The sequence below is a fragment of the Rhodoligotrophos defluvii genome, assembly GCF_005281615.1.
In the GTDB taxonomy this organism is placed as follows: domain Bacteria; phylum Pseudomonadota; class Alphaproteobacteria; order Rhizobiales; family Im1; genus Rhodoligotrophos; species Rhodoligotrophos defluvii.
Genome location: NZ_SZZM01000001.1, coordinates 305,051 through 324,035, shown reverse-complemented (window position 1 = coordinate 324,035; position 18,985 = coordinate 305,051). Strand labels below are relative to the sequence as shown.

Here is an 18,985-nt window from a genome sequence, read left to right as displayed (position 1 = left end):
AATGGAACAGTTCGCTGAAAATTTAAGGCAATTCTTACGTCTCGTCCGTCTAATTGCGCCGGTTGAACAGCAGTTGATCGCCAAGGGAAGTGCATTTTGCCGATACCTCCGAACAGGCCTGCCAGCCGCAGGCCAATCAGGATCAGGCGGGTGTCGCGCGCGTGAGCCGGTAATGCGTTTTGGTGTTGTACAGTGGGCGTTGGCGGCTGTCGCCAGCATAGCCGTCGTGTTTCTCGCGCCACCCGCGCGCGCGCTCGACCTTTTCGGTTTCAAGATTTTCGAGCCGGCAGCCCCGGAAGGGTCGATCCCTTACGAGCTCGCCATCAAGGTTGAGCCCGAGGACGACAAGGTGCTCGACCAGCTCAAGGCGGCCTCGCTGCTGGAAAACCAGAGCGACACGCCCCCCGAGAATGTCGCGGCCCTGGTGTCCCGCGCCCGGGCCGACGAGCAGCGGCTGATCGGCGCGCTCTACTCCCTGGGCTATTACGGTGGAACCGTCAGCGTGGCGATCGCCGGCCAGCGGCTGGCCGATCTGGCCCCCGGAGACGAGCCCCGCCTGCCGCAGCCGCCGGTGCCGGTCGAAGTGACGGTGAAGCCTGGTCCGCAATTCACCTTCGGCCGCGTCACGATCCAGCAGCCTTCGGCGCCGGATGGATCGATCAGCAGCGATCCTGCCGATTATGGGCTGCGCCCGGGCCGCACGGCGCGCTCCTCTCTCGTGCTCTCGGCCGAGCAGCGGCTGGTGGATGCCTGGCGCAGCCGCGGTCATCCGCTGGCCAAGATTGCCGGCCGCGAGGTCGTCGCCGACCACGCCAGCCGGACCCTCGACGTGTCGCTGACGGTCGACCCCGGGCCGCTGGCCCGCTTCGGCGAGATCACCATCGAGGGCTCTGCGGGGGTCGATCCGGATTTCGTCCGCCGCCTGCTGCAGATCGAGCCGGGCGACGTCTATTCGCCGGATGCAATCATCAAGGGTCGCGACCGGCTGCGCGCCCTCAACGTGTTCAACCAGGTGCGGATGATCGAAGGCGAGACCTTGACGGCCGACGGCCGCCTGCCGCTCACCGTGCAGCTCGAAGACCGCAAGCCCCGCTATATCGGTGCATCCGCCAGCTATTCCACCGTGGACGGCGCCGAGGTGAACGCCTACTGGGGCCACCGCAACCTGTTCGGCCGCGCCGAGCGCCTGCGCATCGACGCCACCGTCAGCGAGCTGACCTCACTGGATTTCGACGACTATCAGTACGAGCTGAAGGCCGAGTTCGTGAAACCGGCCGCCTTCGGCATCGACACCGATTTCGTCACCACCGCCAGCCTGTTCCACGAGCGGCCCGACAACGACAGCTACAGGGCCTATGGCTTTCGTGGCCGGGTCGGCTTGACCCATCGCTTCAGCGAGGCGCTTGTCGGCTCCCTTGCAGCAGAGGGCCAGGCGTCCCACGCCAAGGATGCCTTTGGATCGCGCGACTATTCGCTCGTCGGCGTGAACGGCACCATCGCCTATGACCGCCGCGACGATGTGATGAACCCCACCACCGGCTACCGCGTCGCCGCCACCATGACACCGCTCGCCGACGTGGATCGCGGTCACGTCTTCTCCATCAACCGGATCGATGCGAGCGCTTACTACCCGCTGGATGCCCGCAGCCGCTATGTGCTGGCGGGCCGCGTGGCGCTTGGCTCCATTTTCGGCACCGATCTGCCCGGCATCCCGCCCGAGCGGCGGTTCTATGCGGGCGGCGGCGGCTCGCTGCGCGGCTATGCCTACCAGAACGTGTCGCCGCGCCTGAACGGGAAGATCACCGGTGGGCGGGGCATCGCCGAGGCGTCGTTCGAGCTGCGGGCGCGGGTCACCGAGTCGATCGGCATCGTGCCCTTCGTCGATATGGCATCCGTGTCGAGCGATGCCTTTCCCGGCGCCGGCGACACTGTGAACAAGATCGGCGTCGGCCTCGGCTTGCGCTATTACACCGCCATTGGCCCCATCAGGCTGGATGTCGCCGTGCCGCTCGATCCAGGCAAGGATGACCCTGATTTCGCCATCTATATCGGGTTAGGTCAGTCGTTCTGATGATACGCAAAGTACTCAAATGGGCAGCGATTGGCCTGGGCAGCGTGCTCCTGCTCGTCTGTATAGGTCTCGGCGTGCTGCTTGGCACCCTGTCGGGCCGCAACATGGTGGCCGGCATCGCCGAGAATATGGCCAACGCTGAGACCTTCGGCCTGGCCATCGGCCGGATCGAAGGCTCTTCCTTGAGCGATCTGCAGGTGGACGAGCTGGTGCTGCGCGATGCGCAAGGCCCCTGGCTACGGATCCACGACCTCACCTTGCGATGGAATCCTCTGGCGCTTCTGGCCGGCCGGTTCGAAGCGTCCGAACTCGCCGCCGAGCAGGTGCAGGTCGCACGGCGGCCTGTTCCCGCCGAGACCGAGAGCCAATCTACATCGAGCCTGCCGCCCGTTGGCATCAAGCTCGATCAGCTGGCCGTGCGCCGCCTCGATCTCGAGGCACCCGTGCTCGGCGCGCCGGTGGTGCTCGCGATTGGCGGCAGCCTGTCCTTCACCGATCCCCACGAGCCGCTTTCCGGGACCCTGAGGGTGGACCGCCGCGACGGCGCCGGTGGTCACCTGGAAGCTCAATTCGGCTACCGGCATCCGGACCAGTCCCTGAATATCGACGCGCGGTTCAGCGAGCCCAAGGGCGGGATCATCGCGAACCTGATGGGCTTGCCGGGCGATCCGGAAACCGCCGGGCGTATCGTGGGCGGTGGAACGCTCGATGCCTGGCGTGCGGAACTGTCGCTGGATGCCGGCACGCGGCGGCTGGTCGCCGGCTCTATCCAGATGCAAGGGTCGGCTGCCGGGCGGCGCATCACCGCCGGGCTCGGCGGCAGCCTCGCTTATCTCATGCCTCAGGCAGTGCAGGGCCTCTTCGCCGGAGAGAGCCGCCTCATGGCCCAGGCGGACTGGGCGCCGGATGGCACCGTGGTGCTGCATGATGCAGAGCTTGCCTCGCGCAGCGCCCGCATCCAGCTGAGCGGCACAGGCGACCTCAACCTGAACCTGCAGCGAGCGCAGCTCACGGCGGAGCTTGCCGATCCGGACGGCGGCATGATAGCCATTCCGCTCGCGGCGGGCAGTCCTCTGGTGCTGCACAATGCGAAGCTCACCGCTGAACTTGGCTCCGCCGAAGGTCCGGCACCCGTTACCGCCAATCTGGTGGGCAATGCGATCGCCATGCCCGAAGGGCAGATCGGCACGGCAACCGCGACCTTTTCCGGCGCGCGCCAGGACGCGTCACTCGCATCCCTCTGGAGCAGCCTGCGCGGCAAGCTGCGCGTTGCGCTCGAACAGCCCAGGCCGGCCGACCCGGCCTTGCAGGGCCTTCTCGGCAAAACAGTCACCCTCGATGCCCGCTTCGGCCTAAGCGAGCAGGGCGCCTCGATCGACGAGGCCGCCCTCAACCTCGGCACGGGCGCCGTACGCTATTCAGGGCTCGTGAATGGCAAGGGCGCCGATGGCACCGTTTCTCTTGCCGTGCAGGATCTGGCAGCGATTTCCGGCCTTACCGGCATGGGGCTGAGCGGTGGCGGCAACCTCACGGCGAGCGGCAAGATCGGCTTCGGCGATCTGTTGTTCGCGCTCAAGCTGGACGGCAGTTTTCACGACCTCGGCGTAACGGCCGCTGACGGCACCCGGCAGGAAATTCCCGGCGTGGTGAAGCTCGCCGGCACGGTTGCCCGGCAGCCGGATGGCGGCTTCGCCATTCAAGGCCTCAAGCTGGACGGCGAGGGCATCTCGGCGGCGATTGACGGCGTGGTCGATGAGAGCCGCACCAACCTGGCCGCAACCGGCCATATCGGCAATCTCGCCCTGCTCAGTCCGCGCCTGGCCGGCGCGGCTGACATCAGCGTGAATGCCCAGGGCACGCCCGAGCAGGCGCGCTATGCTCTGAAGGTCGCGGGCACCGGCGTGAGAATCGAGGGCCAGCCCTTCGATAATCCGACACTGACCTTCACCGGCGAAGGCGCGCTCGCCGCCCCGCGCGGCGAGCTGGTCCTGGGGGGCCGGTTTCAGGGCCGCGAGCTCACGGGGCGGGCCATGATCGCCAAAGGCGCTGATGGCGCGACCAGCATCGACAATATGAATCTGATCTATGGCGCAGCGCGCGCCACCGGTCGCATTCTGCTTGCCGCCGACGGCACGCCCAACGGTGCCCTCAAGGCCGATGTGGACGATCTCGGCGCGTTTCAGGCTTTGCTCGGCATGCCTCTGGCAGGAAGTCTGAAGGCCAATATCACCTTCGCGCCTCGAGCCGGCGACGTGGTTGCCAGCATCAAGGCATCAGGGCGCAACTTGGTCTTCGACGCAACCAAGGCCTCCGCCCTCGACGTGGACGCGACCGTCGACAGGTTGATGTCGGCACCCTCTGCCCAAGGGTCGGTTCGGGTCGTCGGCGCCCAGTCCGGTTCGCTCACCTTCGGCACCATCACCGCCGATGCCACCAGCAACGGCCAGAGCACCCGTCTCGACCTGCGCACGAGCGTTGCGGGCGCCAATCTCGCCACGACGGCTACGGTTGCCATGGCGGGCGGCGACCTCACCGTCGGTCTCGAGCGGCTCAATCTTGCTGCCCGAGGCGAGTCCCTGACCCTGGCCCGCCCGGTCACCATCGCCCTGCGCAATGGCAGCGTGGCGCTGCCCGAGACGGTGCTGGCCTCGCGCGGCGGCCGCATCACGCTGGCCGGCCAAGCGGGCCAGAGCCTCAACCTCCGCGCCGACCTTCAGAACGTGCCGGCGAGCCTCGCGGCCGTCGTCGCGCCGGACCTGGGCCTGGCCGGCAGCATCAGCGGGAGCGCTTCGGTGCGCGGTCCGGCATCGGCGCCGGCTGTCACCTACCAGCTCGATTGGCGGGGCGCGGCGCTGGCCGCCACCCGCAATGCCGGCCTGCCGCCGCTCACCATCTCCGCCAAGGGCGCGACCCAGAACAACCGCGTCTCGGTCGACGGCAACATCGCCTCGCGCGATCTCAACCTTCGGGTCGACGGCTCGGCCCCGCTCGGGCAGGGCGACCTCGCGCTGCACCTCGCCGGCGCCGTGCCGGCGAGCCTGCTCAATCAGATGATGGTCGAGAGCGGCGCGACCTTCAGAGGCGCCATCAATGTGGACGTGCGGCTCGCCGGTCCGGCCGCCGAGCCGCGCATAACCGGAACCGTGGCGACCAGCGGTGCAAGCTTCAACGATCCCGGCAGCGGCCTCACCCTCAAAGACATCACGCTTCGGGCGCAGCTCGACGGCAAGCAGGTCGTTCTGCGCGAGGCGCAGGCGAACTCGGCCGCGGGCGGTAGCCTCAGAGCCGAAGGCACCGTCGGCATCGATCCCGCTACCGGCATGCCCGCCAATATCCGCATCCGCGCCGACCGGTTCAGGATCAACGACCGCCGCATCGTGGACGGCGAGATTGGCGCCGACCTCACCCTCACCGGGCCGCTTGCCTCACGGCCGGTGCTCAAGGGCCGCGTCGACATCGGCCGCATGAACATCTCCGTGCCCGAGCAGCTGCCGAAATCCATTGCCGACCTGAAGGTGGCGCACGTCAACGCGCCGCCCGCCATACAGGCGAGGGTGGACAAGCAGAAGGCGCGGGAGGAAAGCTCGCCCGGCCTGCCGATCGCATTGGACGTGACGGTAAATGGCGGGAACCAGATCTTCGTCCGCGGCCGCGGCCTCGATGTGGTGCTCGGCGGCACCGTGCGCATCACCGGCACGGCGGCGGCCCCCGTCGGCATCGGCGCCTTCGAGCTGCGGCGGGGCCATTTGAGCGTGGTGGGAAAACGGCTGACCTTCACTGAGGGGCGCGTGGATTTCCTCGGTTCGTTCGACCCTGAGCTCAACTTCGCGGCGCAGTCGGCGGCGGGCGGCATCACGGCCGTGGTGCGCGTCACCGGCAAGGCCAGCGAGCCGAAATTCGCTTTCGAGTCGACCCCGCCGCTGCCTCAGGACCAGGTGCTCGCCCGGCTCATCTTCGATAAGCCGCTGGACCAGCTGACCCCGCTCCAGGTTGGCCAGTTGTCCATGGAGGTGGCGCGGCTGGGCGGCCTCGGCGGCGGTCCCGGCCTGCTGGACGAGCTGCGCAAGGGCCTTGGCGTGGACGTGCTGGAGGTAACCGGCGACGCCGACAAGAACACCGCCGCGGTCAGCGCCGGCAAATATGTGAACGACAATGTCTATGTGGGCGTGAAGCAGAGTACCGACGGCACCTCCAGCGCGGTGGTGGACCTCAACGTCACCCGGAATATCGAATTGCGCGGCGAAGTCGGCTCGGACGGCTCGAGCAAGCTCGGCGTCGGCGTCGAATGGGATTACTGAGGCAGATAGACCCGCGGTCTACCCGCCGCCCTCCCTGCTGACCGTCGCCACATATTCGGCCACGGTCGCAATCTCTTCTTCGCTCAGAATGTCCCTATAGGCCGGCATGCCGTCGGCCCCGCCCCTGACCGCAAGCCGCACCCGCTCTTCCGTTGGCTCGAGAGTGTCGAGGTTGGGACCGATCTTGCCCGAGGCACCCGCGTCGGCCAGGGTATGGCAGATCGCACAGGCCGGCTGCGCCTGTGTGAAGATCTCGCGGCCCTCTTGCCCGGCGGTGGTTCCCGCCTCCTGCGCAACGCCGGCCAGCGCCCCCAGCACGAGGAGAATGGCCAGCCCCGAGCCACAACTCATCCCAAGCCGAATGCCGATAGCGTGCGGCATGCCAGTCCCTTCACCATGCCTTCGGAAGCCTGCCCGGATTGGATCCGGGCACCTCAAGTCACCGTCACGTCGACAGCGAGCCTGCGCCAGCCGCTATAGTCATACCCTCGGTGGTTCGGCTCGGTGACCTCCTCCTGCACGTTACCGCTCGCATCGGTCGCACGGCTTGTGATCGTGTAGGTTCCGGGTGAGAGGTCGACCGGCAGCACAAACGGCCTCCAAGCATAGCTGCCGAGATCCGGCCCCACGAAATTGGCCTCTCGCCAGCTCTGTCCGCCATCGGTCGAGACCTCCACCCGCTGCACCGCGCTGTTGCCGCCGAAGGCGACGCCGAAGATCTGGATGCGGCCGCTTTGCTGGTCGACGAGGGGATGGGTGACCCATGACTTGACCTTCATCTCCCACATGGACGGCTGATCCGGCGCACCACTCACACCGACCGGACGCACCCGATAGCCGGTCCGCTGGATCGCCGCGTCGGATTCTGTTTCCGTGAAGGCGACCTTCTTCACGTATTTCACGTTGTTGATGCCGTAGAAGCCCGGGATGACCACGCGCAAGGGACCGCCATGAGCCAATGGCACCGGTTGGCCATTCATTTCCCAGGCTAAAATTGCACGCTCCATGGCAATGTCGGCAGGAATGGAGCGCTCCACGATCACCGTCTGCGGATCGATGCCTTCAGGCAGGCTTTCCCCGCCGGTGCTGGTCATGAACGCGCGGCCTGCCGCCACGCCGCCAAGCGCCTCGACCACTGTGCGGACCGGTACGCCGCTCCAGATGAGGTTGCCTGCGGCGCCGGTTGACCACTGGGTGCCGCTCGCCTCGTGATCGAACAGCGCCCGGCCGTTCCCCGAGCACTGCAGCACGGCCGCAACCGTCTCGATGCCCAGCCGTTTGAGATCGCCCACGGTCATGGTGCGCTCATTCTGAACGCCTTCGAACGAGACTTCCCAGCTGTCCCGGTTCGCCACCGCCTCCTCGCTGGGCGAGGGCAGGTTGTTGCGCAAGTAGAGTTCGGTGCTGGGGGTGATGCCGCTGGTGCCGATCTTGTCGCGCTTGGTTTCGACGGTCAGCTCCGTGTGGACGATCACCGCGTCGGGATCTTTCCAGCTCACCACCTCCGGCAGCGCCTTGCCGTTCTGCGGCTCAGTCGTTTGCTGAGCAAGAGCGGGCGCGTCAACGCCGTTGGCTCCGATCGCAACGACCGCGCCGGCAGTGCCCGCCGCGCCTATGATGAAATGCCGGCGATGGATGCGTCCTGCCACGACCATGGCGTATCCTCCTTTTCGTTCTCGACCTGTTGTTGGCCGGCGCGTCATGCGAGACATGTGCGCTTGTGCGCCGCTGCCTTACCCGAGCTGCATGCGGGTGTTGCAGGTGGTTATGCCGATCACCATCCGGTCACCGGTAGCGTCTCGGCGAATGAGATGTTTGCAATCGGCGGTGGCCTCGAGTTCCACGGCACGCGCATTCGCCTGCTGCCCGTCCTGTTGCTGCGTTTGGCCCCCCTGACCGTCTCCGCCTTGCTCGCCTGCCGCGGCTGATTTTCCTTCGGCTGACAGCTTGAGAGTGCCGCTCTCGGTGATCCGCGTCGCGACCATCGCAGCATTCGGACCCACGGGCGTGACGTCAGCCACGGCGATCTCCAACGAATAATCCTCGACCGCCTTGCCCGCCTTGCCTGACATGCCCGAAATGATCGCGACCATCACGTTGCCAAGCCGCAGCATGTCCTTCTTCTCGAGCGTGACGGCAGAGAAGCTCTTGCGCTGATCGCCGACATAGACCTCCGTATTGGCCGAGAAAGTCGCCTCGTCGGCCAAATTGTTGCGCGTCCAATCCATGAGGCGTCCGTACTCGCCCGATGTCATGGCTTGCGTTGCCTCTTGCTCGACCTTCGCGAGAAAAGTCCTTACGTCCTGCTCGGACAGGGCTTGCTGCTGATCTGTCTGCGCCTGGGGCTGGCCGGCTGTCAGCATAGCGGCCGTAGCGACCGCACCGAGGAGCGTCAGTCCGGTACGTATCCTCATTGCGTCTTCTCCGTGGCTGGAGTGGGCGAATTGCGAGTCCAATCCAAGGCCGAAACGTTGGTTCCGATGAAGTCGGGCGGCAATGTCGATTGTTTTCGATGGCCTGTCGGGTGGACACAGGGCAGTGGAACCGAAGCGGCTTCACCGAAGGTCTGAATGGGGGAAACTGACGCTTGGACGGGCAGCTTCAATCGTTCCGGACGACCCTGCGCAGCTCCGGGATCTCTTCCTGCTCGAACATCCGGGCGCCCTCGACCCAGACCTTGGCGGCGATCTGCGCATCGTCTGCCATTGCGCTCAAGGCCGCGTCGCAGGCCTCCAGCACGGTTCCGTATTTCTCGTGATGGAGTCCGTAGAATCCAGCAAGACTGATTCGGTAGAAGAAGACCTTCGCCGGCTGACTATTCGTGACGCCCGTAAACCTGGTCATGGGCTCGCCTCCGCTGACGAAGCCTTCAGCTAATCATAGCTGATCCAGGCTGAGAAGAGATGTTTGCAAGATTTGCCCGGAAAGTGAAGAGAGCGTGATCTGCTGATGAGCGGGAACTCTATGCCTGCGCAGGGACTTCTTCCGGAATGAGGAAAAGCCGCGCCCGCCGGAAGGCTATGCCGGCGGAGACTTGCGCCGTAAGCCATGAAAGCAGCGGTGCCAGTACGAGGCCGATGGTAACCGGCGACAGCCAGAGAAAGGTGTCCACCGACACGGTATAGGCCGCCGCCGCCATGACAGCGCCGAACAGCATCTGCCCGTAGTGATTGCCGAAAATGGTGGAGAAGGGCAGGGACCCGTCATCCCGCCGCTGCGCGTTCCAGCCGCTGTCGCGTCCCATGACGATTTCCATCACCCAGCGGGTCTGCAGCAGCATCATCACCGGAGCGATGAGTGCCGAAAGCAGCGTTTCGGCCACCATGCCGAGCACCACCGCCAGCCCGCCGCCGCACGCCTGCCGCTCCGCCGGGTTCAGCAATGCTGCGAGCACGCCCAGCACCTTCGGCAGCAGCAGCACGCCCATGGTGAAGGTGAACAGCTGCAGCGCCCGCTCGCTGTCGAACACCGGCCAGCGCGGGAACAGGTTGAAGCCTTCCGGGAAGTAGTCGGGGTGGGTGAAATGCGCTTGGGTGGCCAGCGCCAGTCCGATGGCGATCATGGCCAGCCACAAGGGCGACGCCAGATACGACATGATGCCCACCAGGAGGTGGATGCGGCTCATGAGGGCCAGCTTCTTGGCACCGATCACCTTGATGTGCTGCAGGTTTCCCTGTGCCCAGCGCCGGTCGCGCCCGGCCAGGTCGATCAGCGAAGGCGGACATTCCTCATACGAGCCCTTGAGCTCCGGCACCATGTAGACCGACCAGCCGGCCCGCACCATGAGGGCCGCCTCCACGAAATCGTGGCTCATGATATGGCCCCCGAACGGCTTGCGTCCGGACAGTTCCGGCAGTCCTGCGCTTTGAGCGAAGGCGCGGGTTCGGATGATCGCGTTGTGGCCCCAGAAATTGCTCTCCCGTCCGTGCCAGGCGGCCAGACCTTCGGCGATGATCGGGCCGTAGATCCGGGTTGCGAACTGCTGCATTCTGGCGAACAGGGTGCTGCGGCCCGCCAGCATGGGCACGGTCTGAATGATGCCGGCGCGCGGGTCGAGCGCCATGGCCCGCGCCAGATAGATCAGCGTCTCAGCGCTCATCATGCTGTCGGCATCCAGCACCACCATGTGGTCGTAGCGTCCGCCCCAGCGCCGCACGAAATCGGCGATGTTCCCGGCCTTGCGGCCCGTGTTCAGGGCACGGCGCCGGTAATAGACCGTAAGATCCGGACCAAGCGCGCGCCGCAAGTTGCGGATGGCGATCTCCTCTTGCCGGGCAATCGCCTCGTCTCGGGTATCGCTGAGGATGAAGATCTCGAAATTGTCCGCGGCGCCGTTGGCGTCGAGATCACGCCCCATGGCTTCCAGGGCAAGGCACGTGCGGGTCGGATCCTCGTTGTAGACCGGCATGACGAGGACATTGCGGCCCAACGGTCCTGGGGACAGCTGCGGCGGCTCGCGGCCGCTCTTGCGCACGAGATGGAGGAAGCCCAGCATCGCGCTGGCGCAGGGCAGCGCGATCCATAGGAACGTCACCGCGAACAGGGCGGCAAACACGCCCTGCAGCCAGCTCACTTCCGTAACGGCCACCACATTGATCATCTCGTAGGTGGCGATGGCGGTGAGCGCGAAGGTGGTGGTGGCCACGAATAGGCGCGATACGAGTGTGCCCGTGTCCGGTCGAGGACGCGCACGGCCCATGCGCCGGCTCGATCGGGTGCTCGACTGCACCGGCATCAGCAGGGGCCGCTCGGGCGGCACAAGTGGATCGTCGAGATAGTCCAGGCCGCCCGCGATAGCGGCAGCGTTGCTTGTCATCTGGTCCATCGATAAAGCCAGGTCTCCGAGACCGATCGTCCGTCCTTCATCATCCGAAGACGCAGCTCGATGAGGTCGCGATCAGCCGTGTCCAGCTCGAAGCTTACCCTGTAGGTTCGGTCATCGGGATTTTCACGACCCACCACATTTGCGACGATGCCACCGCTCGCATTCACTTCGGCCTGAGCGCCGGCGAGCTCTGGCGTCTTCACGATGTCGACGACAAATAGACGCCGATCGTGGGCGAAATTGAGGCCTGCGCGCGTGGCTTCTATCGCCGCGATCGTATCGGTGCGCGGTATCGCGCTGCCCCAGTGCAGCCGGTAGATCAGCGTGAAGGCATCGTTGGCACGGACGGGCTGGGCCGGACGCCAGTAGGCCACGATATTGTCGTTGATTTCCTTGTCGGTCGGAATCTCGACCAGTTCCACATGGCCGCGGCCCCAGTCCCCCACCGGTTCCACCCAGCAGGTCGGCCGCTTTTCATAATGGGCCTCTGTATCCTCGTAGTAGTCGAACTCGCGCCGGCGCTGGACAAGGCCGAAGCCCCGCGGATTGCTGTCGACGAAAGCGCTGATCTGCAGCAAGGCCGGATTGGCTAGCGGCCGCCACAGCCATTCGCCGTTGCCCGTCCAGATCGCGAGGCCATGGCTGTCGTGTACGGCGGGGCGGTAGTCGTCGAAGCGGTTGCGGTTGGTCGGATCGAACAAGAACATGCTCGTCAAGGCGCCAAAGCCGACGTGATCGAGATCAACTCGCGGGAACAGCGTCAGTTCAACATCGACCAGGGTTGTGTCACCGGGCCGCAGGGTAAACCGATAAGCACCCGTCGTGCTGGGCGAATCAAGCAGAGCATAGGCGACGATCACCCTTGCATCGGGCGCGGGCCGCTCGATCCAGAATGCGCGGAAATAGGGGAATTCCTCGCCCTTGGGCGAGGCCGTGTTGAGCGCCAGGCCGCGAGCGGAAAGCCCGTACAGTTGGCCGCGCCCCACCGCCCGGAAATAGCTCGCCCCCTGAAACACGGCGAACTCGTCCATGTAGTCGGGACGGTTCATGGGATGGCGCAGACGAAACCCGGAATAGGGCAGCTGCAGGCCCTCCGGCGGCGGCGCTACCCGGGGCCCGAAGGTGAACAGGTTGGAGTCATAGAGAACTGGCCGCGCCTCGCCATTCTCGACGAGAAAGATGTCCACCGGCGTCTTGAAGATCGAGCCGGCATGCTGCAGGTCGACTGCGAAGCCGCGGCCATCCCCGCGCCAGATCGATGCTTCCGGGCGGAATCTGATATCCCGGTACTGGTCGTAGGTGAGATTGGCGAGATTCTCGGGCAGGTCGGCCTCGCGCGGCTTGAACGGCTCGCCCGCCAGCGCCTGTGCCATGTCCCGCACGTCGCCAGGCGAGAACGGCTTGGGCTCGCCCACCGGCACGGCGTTTTGCGGGGTCTGCGCTCGAGCCGAAGAGGCTGCCAGCGGTCCACTTGCCAATGCAATAATCCCAATAAGTTTAAGGATCTCGCGACGATCCATTGCTGACGCCTCACTTAACGCACTGCAACGTGTCCGCCCTCGCGGCCGGAGCTCGCATCGCGTAGTATTGATTTACGCTAAAACTATGTTGTCGCCCGGGAACTTGGCCACTGACATTGATCTATCATTGCGCCCTGCAAACGCAAGTGACCTTTACGACGCGCCCAGGGAGCCGCACCCCTCCTCAGCTCCACCAATGGTTGGCCAAGGCAAAAGTTCCGTCACCGCGACAAAATGTGCGGATCTCGGCAAAAATGGCCATCGGCCCACGGGCCCGCATGGCGCAATTTCAATTTGATAAGTATTGTCTCCTGGCGAGTGTTAATCCGGCACGGGAGTGGGGCGGATGCCGAACCCTGAGCACACGAGCTTCGACGAAGTGCTCGGCTTTCTCGGCAATGCCCAGGCTTACGGAGATGGCCCCGTACCGGTAGAGCGGGTCGATACCCACGCTGCTGTCGTATTCCTTGCCGGCGAAGATGCCTACAAGCTCAAACGGCCGGTCAAGCTGCCCTATCTCGATTTCTCCACGCTTTCCCGGCGCGAGCAGGTGTTGCGGCACGAATTGCAGCTGAACCGGCCGCAGGCACCTCAGATTTACCGGGACGTGGTGCCGATCACCCGCCGGGCCGACGGTCGCCTTCGTATCGGGGGCCGGGGCGAGGTCGTCGAATGGGCTCTGCACATGCGGCGCTTCGCTCAGGAGCACCTGCTCGCGAACTACGCCGCACGACACGGCCTGGCACCTTCTCTTGTCGCGAAGCTTGCGCATGTGGTGTTCCGGTCCCACGAGGCTGCGCCCGTCCACGCCACCAGGCGCGGTGCCGAGCGGGCCGCCCGGGTGGCGCGGCAGGTCGGCCAGGCCTTTGCCGCCGCACCTGACCTGATCCCCGTTCCGTTGCGCCAGCGCTTCGCCGATCATTTGGAGCGCGCGCGCGCAGCCGCGGCACGCAGCCTCGACATGCGCGCCGAACGCGGCTTCGTCCGCCGCTGCCATGGCGATCTGCACCTCGCCAATATTGCCCTTATCGGCGGCCAGCCCGTCCTGTTCGATGCCTTGGAGTTCGATGAGGATCTGGCAACGATCGACGTCCTTTACGATCTTGCCTTCCTGCTCATGGATATGATGCAGCACGGGTTCCGCCCGGCGGCCCAGCTCCTGCTCAACCGCTATGTGCAGCTGAGCGACACGCCGATGACGTTGTACGGCCTCTCGGCGCTACCGCTGTTCCTTGCCCTGCGCGCCGCGGTGCGCGCCGTCGTGATCATCGACCGGCTGCGGCAGCTGCCGGCGGCGCAGCGCGGACCTGCCCAGCAGCAGCTGGTCGGACTGGTCACCGCTGCGATCGGCTATCTCACGCCGCCGCCGGCCAAGCTGATCGCGGTCGGCGGTCTCTCGGGTACCGGCAAGAGCACGCTCGCGGCAGCTCTCGCCTACCAGATCGGCGCGGCACCAGGCGCGCTGCACCTGCGCAGCGATGTCGAGCGGAAGGCGATGTTCGGCGTCGGCGAGCACGAACGTCTCCAGCCCCATGCCTATACCGAAGCGGCCAGCGCCGAAGTCTATGGCTCGCTTGCCCAGAAGGCGAAGATCGCCCTGCGTGGCGGCCACTCGGTCGTTGTCGATGCGGTCTACGCGCGGCCCGACGAGCGCGCCGCCATCGGCCGCGTGGCCCAGTCGCTCAAGCTGCCGTTCATCGGCCTCTGGCTGACCGCTCCGCCGGAGAAGATGAAGGACCGGGTGCAGCAGCGGACCGGGGATGCCTCCGATGCGACCCCGGAGGTGGTGGAGCGCCAGTTGACCTATGGCACCGGCCCAATCTCGTGGGCCCCGGTCGATGCAAGCGGTTCGGTGGAGGACACGTTGCGCGAAGCGCGCCGGCTGTTGAGCCGCAGGCTTGGCGCTCTCGCTTGAGCGAACACTGCAGCCCGGACCGCAGTTCAGCCCCCGTTCTGAAGCCCCGCGGGATCAGCCGCGCTGCCGGCCGGCATGGTTCAGCACGGCGAGATAGGCGGCGACCGCGTTGGCCATGCCCATGATCAGCGCATCGGCCGTGATGGCGTGGCCGATTGAAACCTCCAGCACCTGCGGCACCGCGTCAAGGAAACCGGCGAGGTTGTCGAGATTGAGGTCATGGCCGGCATTGACGCCCAGCCCTGCTTTCTGCGCGGCCTCGGCGGCCGCCCGATAGCTCGGCAGGATCGCGGCCGCCTCTCCCTTCATCAGGGCGAAATGGTAGGGCCCCGTATAGAGCTCCACCCGGTCGGCGCCGACGCTTGCCGCCTCCGCCGCCATGGCGGGATCCGCATCGACGAACAGGGACACGCGAGCGCCATGTGCGCGGAGCCGGCCGATGACCTTTTCCAGCAGGGCACGATTGGTCGGAATATCCCAGCCATGGTCCGACGTACGCTGGTCGGGTGCATCCGGCACGAGGGTGACCTGCTCCGGGCGAACCTCCGCCACCAGCGCGAGGAAATCGTCGCTGGGATAACCCTCGATATTGAACTCGATCGTCGGATGGCGCCCGAGCAGCGCCTTGAGCTCGCGCACGTCGCGCCGGGTGATGTGGCGCTCATCGGGCCGGGGATGGACCGTGATGCCGTGACAGCCCGCGCCGATGCAGATGCGCGCCATCTCGATGACTCTTGGATAGGGCAGATCGCGCTGGTTTCTCAACAGGGCAACCTTGTTCAGATTGACGCTGAGGCTGGTGGGCATCTGCGGTCCTTTAAATAACTGAGAGAGCGGGCTTTTTGCTGACGATAGTTTTAGCCGGCGTTAAGGTCAACGTGGTCTCCATCAACGGTTCAGATCGTTTGCCACTTGACCGCCTCTCGCGCACATGGACAGTTGGAGCACGGGCCGCGCTGCCACGGCAGGTTTCAGGCGCGGCTGACGCATTGGGGGAGGGAAGCCATGGGCTACAAGACGATCGTCGTTTCGCTCAACGACGTTGAGAGGGCGAGCGTTGTCCTTGGCATCGCCACGAAGCTCGCGGCGCGCTACGCGGCGCATCTGGTCGGCCTGTATGTGATCCCAGCGGTGCAGGTCTACCCGGCCATCGCCATGCAGATCACGCCGGAGATCATGGATACGCAGCGGCAGTATTACGAGGAGCGGGCAGAGCAGGTTAAGCAGCTGTTCGAGACGGCCACCAAGGCGCAGGGCCTCAGCGCGGAGTGGCGCCAGGTCGAGGCGGAGGGCTCCATCATCGCCGACGTGGTGATTGCCCATGGTCGCAACGCCGACCTGGTGGTCGCCGGCCAGGTGGACCCGGACGGCGAATCGATGGTCGAGATCGACCTCTGCGAGCGCCTGCTGCTCGAAACCGGACGGCCGGTTCTGGTCATCCCGTCGGCGGGTACGTTCCCGGACATCGGCACCGAGGTCACCATAGCCTGGAACAACAAGCGCGAGGCGTCCCGCGCGGTGTTCGACGCGCTGCCTCTGTTGAAGCAAGCCAAGCGCACCATCATCCTCTGCGTCAATCCAGAGGAAGATGAAGGCATCGCCGGCACGGAAATAGCTGCCAGCCTGGCTCGCCACGGGGTGAACGCGGAAATCCACCGCTCGGTCGTAAAGGATGTGAGCGTGGGAGACGAAATCCTGTCGCGGATTTCCGACTTCGGCTCCGACCTGGTGGTCATGGGAGGCTACGGCAAGTCGCGGATGCGCGAATTCATGTTCGGCGGCGCCACACGGGACATTCTGCACCACATGACCGTGCCGGTGCTGCTATCGCACTAGGTGCCGAGCCGAATAGCCCCGCCGCCTGGACGCCTCATCTTAGGCCCCTGGATTGCCTCCAGCCGGCAATTGCGCAACTCTGAGCCCGGCTTTGACCGGGCCATCCGGCGCCATACGGCTGACGTCGCTGTGGCGGCGGCGGCGCTTGTTCTGCCGGGCGCTTCCGGCAATCTTACCAAAGCTTAAGATGACTTGTGCGCCGGCTGCTCTATCCTCCTAACTATTGGCTCGATCCCGCATCTTGCTTCCCCTCGCAAGCGAGCCTGGTGGAACGGGCGGCCTACCCCGAGGCCGTCCGTTTTCCTATCCGTTATCCGGTTTTCCCTTGGGCGATGCCACTGGTGTCCAGCGCGAGCGCCAGAGGTAGCGGCTGCCGGGTTGCGTCAGCCGAGCGTAGCTTGCCACATGGCCGCCCGACCAGATCCGCCGCTCTATGCTCAGGCAAGGCTCGTCCGGATTGATGATCAGCAGTCGCTGATGTCGTGCCTGCGGCGTGACGGCGCGAATGGTATGCTCGACCTCGTCCATTGAGGTGGCTCCCGCGAGATAGGCCTCGGGTGTCACGCGGGTGAAGTCCTGCTTCAGGAAATCCGGCAGCACTGCCGGGTTGCACCAGCGCTCTTCCACCTGAACCGGAAGCTCGTCCTCGCAATGGACGAGCACGAGCTGGAACAGACGCGCAGGCTCCGCCAGGCCGAACAGGCGCGCCAGCTCCGGCGTTGCCCGTGTGGCGTCCTGCGCCTCGATGATGGCCCGGTGGGCACGGCCGCGCGATCGGATCTCCTCGGCGATGTCGCGCAGCTCGACAGTGCCGGCCTGCAGAGGATTGCCGCGCACGAAAGTGCCCACTCCCTGCACCCGCGACAGAAAGCCTTCGTCGGTCAGCTCGCGCAGCGCCCGGTTGATCGTCATCCGGCTGACCTTCAACTCGGCGACCAGCTGATTTTCCGACGGTATCTTGAGGCCGGCGGGCCAATCGCCTCGGCGAATGTGCTCGGCAATGTGGCTCTTGATGCGCTGATATATCGGCAATGGACTCACATTCTGCCGAACCTGCGAAGCCGTCATCCCCGAACCGTCCACCTCATCTCGCCCTCGCCATTGCTCGCCATCCCCGCGCTTGAGCCTTCTTCTCCATCCGTATTGATTCGGCGCCGTCCCGCAAGCACGCTTGGTGTTCTCGCCGGCAAATGTGGCATCATGGATCCGGAGAGTCGTGAGCCGGTTGACCTTGAGACAGCTCACGCTCAAGAGGATGAAGGCATGGCTGGACCAGTAGAGCGCTCAGCCTCCCGGCTTGCGGGACGGACGGTGTGGATCACTTGCGGTGACAGCGGCGCGGGCCGGGTGATTGCATCCGCCTTGGCCGCCGCAGGTGCGGCGATCGCGGTGGGCTTCATTGATCCGTCCGCTGTCGGCGGTGCGCATCACGACGAGAGGCTGAGAGCGGCGGAGGCGCTGGACGGGATTCTCGACGCGGTGGTGATGGCCGGCGCGCGGGGGCTCGGCGGCCAGCTCGACCTGAGCTCGGCCGATGCCCGTCAGCGCTTCGCTGACCATGTGCAGTCGGAGCTGGGGCCTATCTCGGTCCTCGTCACCGTCGTGAGCATCGGCTGGACGGGGGGCGCATCCGACACCGCCGAGCGGGCGAGCCTGCGGCTGGACGACCAGCTCGAAGGGGCCCTGCGGATGGTCGACCTGCTGGTGCCCGGAATGGAGGAAAGGGGCTGGGGCCGCGTCATAACCGTGATTGAAGTGAGAGATGGCCGGCGGGAAACCCTGGACCAGGCGCTGGCCGCACAGGCGAGCCTGCAGAGCATGACCCGCGGCATGGCGCTGGATGCGGCGCCCGCGCAAGGGGTAGCCTATTTCCTTATCGGACCGGCCGGTTCGGCCGACCCGGCCAAGCTGGCGACCCTCGTGGTCGCGCTATGCTCCGACGAGGCCGCATCCCTTAGCGGCCAGACTGTCGCGCTTGGCGCCGGCGGCAGGACGACCGCTTGAGGTCATCTGCCGCCGCGCCGCCCACGCGATGTTTGCCTTACTGGCAGAAGCGATATTGGCCGGAGCCGGTCCGGAAATATCCGGTCTGCGGGTTGAACGACCGGTAGCGCTGCTGGCAATAGCGATACCAGGCGGGCGTCCAGGGCTCGAACCGGCCGCGGCCGCCGTAGACAGGCCGCGGCGGCCCACCGGCATTGCGGGCCATGCAGTCGTTATAGGCCGCGTAGTAATAGTTGTTCCACTGGCCACCGGTGCCCGCGGCACCGCCCAGCGCGCCGACGCCGGCGCCGATGGCAGCGCCTCTGCCCGCGCCCTTGCCCCCGCCGACGATACCGCCGATGACGGCACCGCCGATCGCCCCGGCCGCGGCCCCGCCGAGCACGTTGCCGGCCGGATTGGCGTAGCGGTTGGCATAATCGCGAGCATAGCGGTCGCAATAGCCGCTTTGGGCCGAAGCCTCGCTCGCCCCCACGGTAACCATGGCGCCGACAATGGCAGCGGCCATTGCAGCAGTCC

The 18,985-nt window shown here is 65.8% G+C and carries 14 protein-coding genes; 5 read left to right on the top strand and 9 right to left on the bottom strand.

What is annotated here, in order from left to right; all coding sequences use genetic code 11:
• Positions 1-172 precede the first annotated feature (172 nt).
• Together E4P09_RS01465 and E4P09_RS01460 are read left to right on the top strand one after the other, a co-directional pair.
• Complete coding sequence (locus E4P09_RS01465) at positions 173-2,071, top strand: autotransporter assembly complex protein TamA (protein WP_137387817.1); 1,899 nt, start codon at positions 173-175, stop codon at positions 2,069-2,071.
• Positions 2,071-6,369 (top strand): translocation/assembly module TamB domain-containing protein, encoded by a 4,299-nt coding sequence (locus tag E4P09_RS01460; RefSeq protein WP_137387816.1) that lies wholly within the window; start codon positions 2,071-2,073, stop codon positions 6,367-6,369. Before E4P09_RS01465 ends, E4P09_RS01460 begins: the two co-directional genes overlap by 1 nt.
• A gap of 18 nt (positions 6,370-6,387) precedes the next feature.
• Here E4P09_RS01460 and sorU read toward each other — a convergent pair whose 3' ends face one another.
• The 6 genes from sorU to E4P09_RS01430 all read right to left on the bottom strand — a co-directional run bounded on the left by sorU (position 6,388) and on the right by E4P09_RS01430 (position 12,672).
• Positions 6,388-6,750 (bottom strand): SorU family sulfite dehydrogenase c-type cytochrome subunit, encoded by a 363-nt coding sequence (sorU, locus tag E4P09_RS01455; protein WP_205041988.1) that lies wholly within the window; start codon positions 6,748-6,750, stop codon positions 6,388-6,390.
• Between the two features lie 53 nt (positions 6,751-6,803).
• Positions 6,804-8,024: a SorT family sulfite dehydrogenase catalytic subunit gene (sorT, locus tag E4P09_RS01450; protein ID WP_137387815.1), complete on the bottom strand. Its 1,221-nt coding sequence runs from the start codon at positions 8,022-8,024 to the stop codon at positions 6,804-6,806.
• A 78-nt stretch (positions 8,025-8,102) separates the two neighbouring features.
• Positions 8,103-8,825 carry a hypothetical protein gene (locus E4P09_RS01445; protein ID WP_137387814.1) on the bottom strand — a complete coding sequence of 241 codons (723 nt, stop codon included), beginning with the start codon at positions 8,823-8,825 and terminating at the stop codon, positions 8,103-8,105.
• Between the two features lie 145 nt (positions 8,826-8,970).
• Positions 8,971-9,213, bottom strand: coding sequence for a hypothetical protein (locus E4P09_RS01440; RefSeq protein ID WP_137387813.1), 243 nt, complete (start codon positions 9,211-9,213; stop codon positions 8,971-8,973).
• Positions 9,214-9,331: 118 nt separating this feature from the next.
• On the bottom strand, positions 9,332-11,185 hold the full coding sequence (gene mdoH / locus E4P09_RS01435) for a glucans biosynthesis glucosyltransferase MdoH (protein ID WP_170984172.1): 1,854 nt from the start codon (positions 11,183-11,185) through the stop codon (positions 9,332-9,334).
• Positions 11,182-12,672, bottom strand: coding sequence for an OpgD/OpgG family glucan biosynthesis protein (locus E4P09_RS01430; protein WP_338048974.1), 1,491 nt, complete (start codon positions 12,670-12,672; stop codon positions 11,182-11,184). Before E4P09_RS01430 ends, mdoH begins: the two co-directional genes overlap by 4 nt.
• A gap of 388 nt (positions 12,673-13,060) precedes the next feature.
• On the opposite strand from E4P09_RS01430, the gene E4P09_RS01425 reads away from it, so the two are divergent.
• Positions 13,061-14,629, top strand: coding sequence for a bifunctional aminoglycoside phosphotransferase/ATP-binding protein (locus tag E4P09_RS01425; RefSeq protein WP_137387810.1), 1,569 nt, complete (start codon positions 13,061-13,063; stop codon positions 14,627-14,629).
• Between the two features lie 54 nt (positions 14,630-14,683).
• Here E4P09_RS01425 and E4P09_RS01420 read toward each other — a convergent pair whose 3' ends face one another.
• Positions 14,684-15,436, bottom strand: a complete 753-nt coding sequence (locus E4P09_RS01420) for a pyridoxine 5'-phosphate synthase (protein ID WP_137387809.1) — start codon at positions 15,434-15,436, stop codon at positions 14,684-14,686.
• Between the two features lie 198 nt (positions 15,437-15,634).
• Here E4P09_RS01420 and E4P09_RS01415 point away from each other — a divergent pair, with 198 nt between their 5' ends.
• Positions 15,635-16,465, top strand: a complete 831-nt coding sequence (locus E4P09_RS01415; RefSeq protein ID WP_137387808.1) for a universal stress protein — start codon at positions 15,635-15,637, stop codon at positions 16,463-16,465.
• 303 nt (positions 16,466-16,768) lie between these two features.
• On the opposite strand, the gene hutC is transcribed toward E4P09_RS01415, so the two are convergent.
• Positions 16,769-17,497 carry a histidine utilization transcriptional repressor HutC gene (gene hutC / locus E4P09_RS01410; RefSeq protein WP_205041987.1) on the bottom strand — a complete coding sequence of 243 codons (729 nt, stop codon included), beginning with the start codon at positions 17,495-17,497 and terminating at the stop codon, positions 16,769-16,771.
• Positions 17,498-17,728: 231 nt separating this feature from the next.
• Here hutC and E4P09_RS01405 point away from each other — a divergent pair, with 231 nt between their 5' ends.
• Positions 17,729-18,469: an SDR family NAD(P)-dependent oxidoreductase gene (locus tag E4P09_RS01405; RefSeq protein WP_170984171.1), complete on the top strand. Its 741-nt coding sequence runs from the start codon at positions 17,729-17,731 to the stop codon at positions 18,467-18,469.
• 37 nt (positions 18,470-18,506) lie between these two features.
• Here E4P09_RS01405 and E4P09_RS26765 read toward each other — a convergent pair whose 3' ends face one another.
• A complete protein-coding gene (locus tag E4P09_RS26765; RefSeq protein WP_338048973.1) occupies positions 18,507-18,974 on the bottom strand; it encodes a BA14K family protein in 468 nt (155 codons plus the stop codon).
• Between the last annotated feature and the right edge of the window lie 11 nt (positions 18,975-18,985).

What these genes read in the sequence shown, in the direction of transcription:
- sorU (WP_205041988.1), bottom strand. Translation starts at nt 6,750, where the DNA reads ATGCCGCACGCTATCGGCATTCGGCTTGGGATGAGTTGTGGCTCGGGG.
- E4P09_RS01405 (WP_170984171.1), top strand. Translation starts at nt 17,729, where the DNA reads ATGGCTGGACCAGTAGAGCGCTCAGCCTCCCGGCTTGCGGGACGGACG.
- E4P09_RS01425 (WP_137387810.1), top strand. Translation starts at nt 13,061, where the DNA reads ATGCCGAACCCTGAGCACACGAGCTTCGACGAAGTGCTCGGCTTTCTC.
- mdoH (WP_170984172.1), bottom strand. Translation starts at nt 11,185, where the DNA reads ATGACAAGCAACGCTGCCGCTATCGCGGGCGGCCTGGACTATCTCGAC.
- E4P09_RS01440 (WP_137387813.1), bottom strand. Translation starts at nt 9,213, where the DNA reads ATGACCAGGTTTACGGGCGTCACGAATAGTCAGCCGGCGAAGGTCTTC.
- E4P09_RS01460 (WP_137387816.1), top strand. Translation starts at nt 2,071, where the DNA reads ATGATACGCAAAGTACTCAAATGGGCAGCGATTGGCCTGGGCAGCGTG.
- sorT (WP_137387815.1), bottom strand. Translation starts at nt 8,024, where the DNA reads ATGGTCGTGGCAGGACGCATCCATCGCCGGCATTTCATCATAGGCGCG.
- E4P09_RS01465 (WP_137387817.1), top strand. Translation starts at nt 173, where the DNA reads ATGCGTTTTGGTGTTGTACAGTGGGCGTTGGCGGCTGTCGCCAGCATA.
- E4P09_RS26765 (WP_338048973.1), bottom strand. Translation starts at nt 18,974, where the DNA reads ATGGCCGCTGCCATTGTCGGCGCCATGGTTACCGTGGGGGCGAGCGAG.
- E4P09_RS01420 (WP_137387809.1), bottom strand. Translation starts at nt 15,436, where the DNA reads ATGCCCACCAGCCTCAGCGTCAATCTGAACAAGGTTGCCCTGTTGAGA.
- E4P09_RS01415 (WP_137387808.1), top strand. Translation starts at nt 15,635, where the DNA reads ATGGGCTACAAGACGATCGTCGTTTCGCTCAACGACGTTGAGAGGGCG.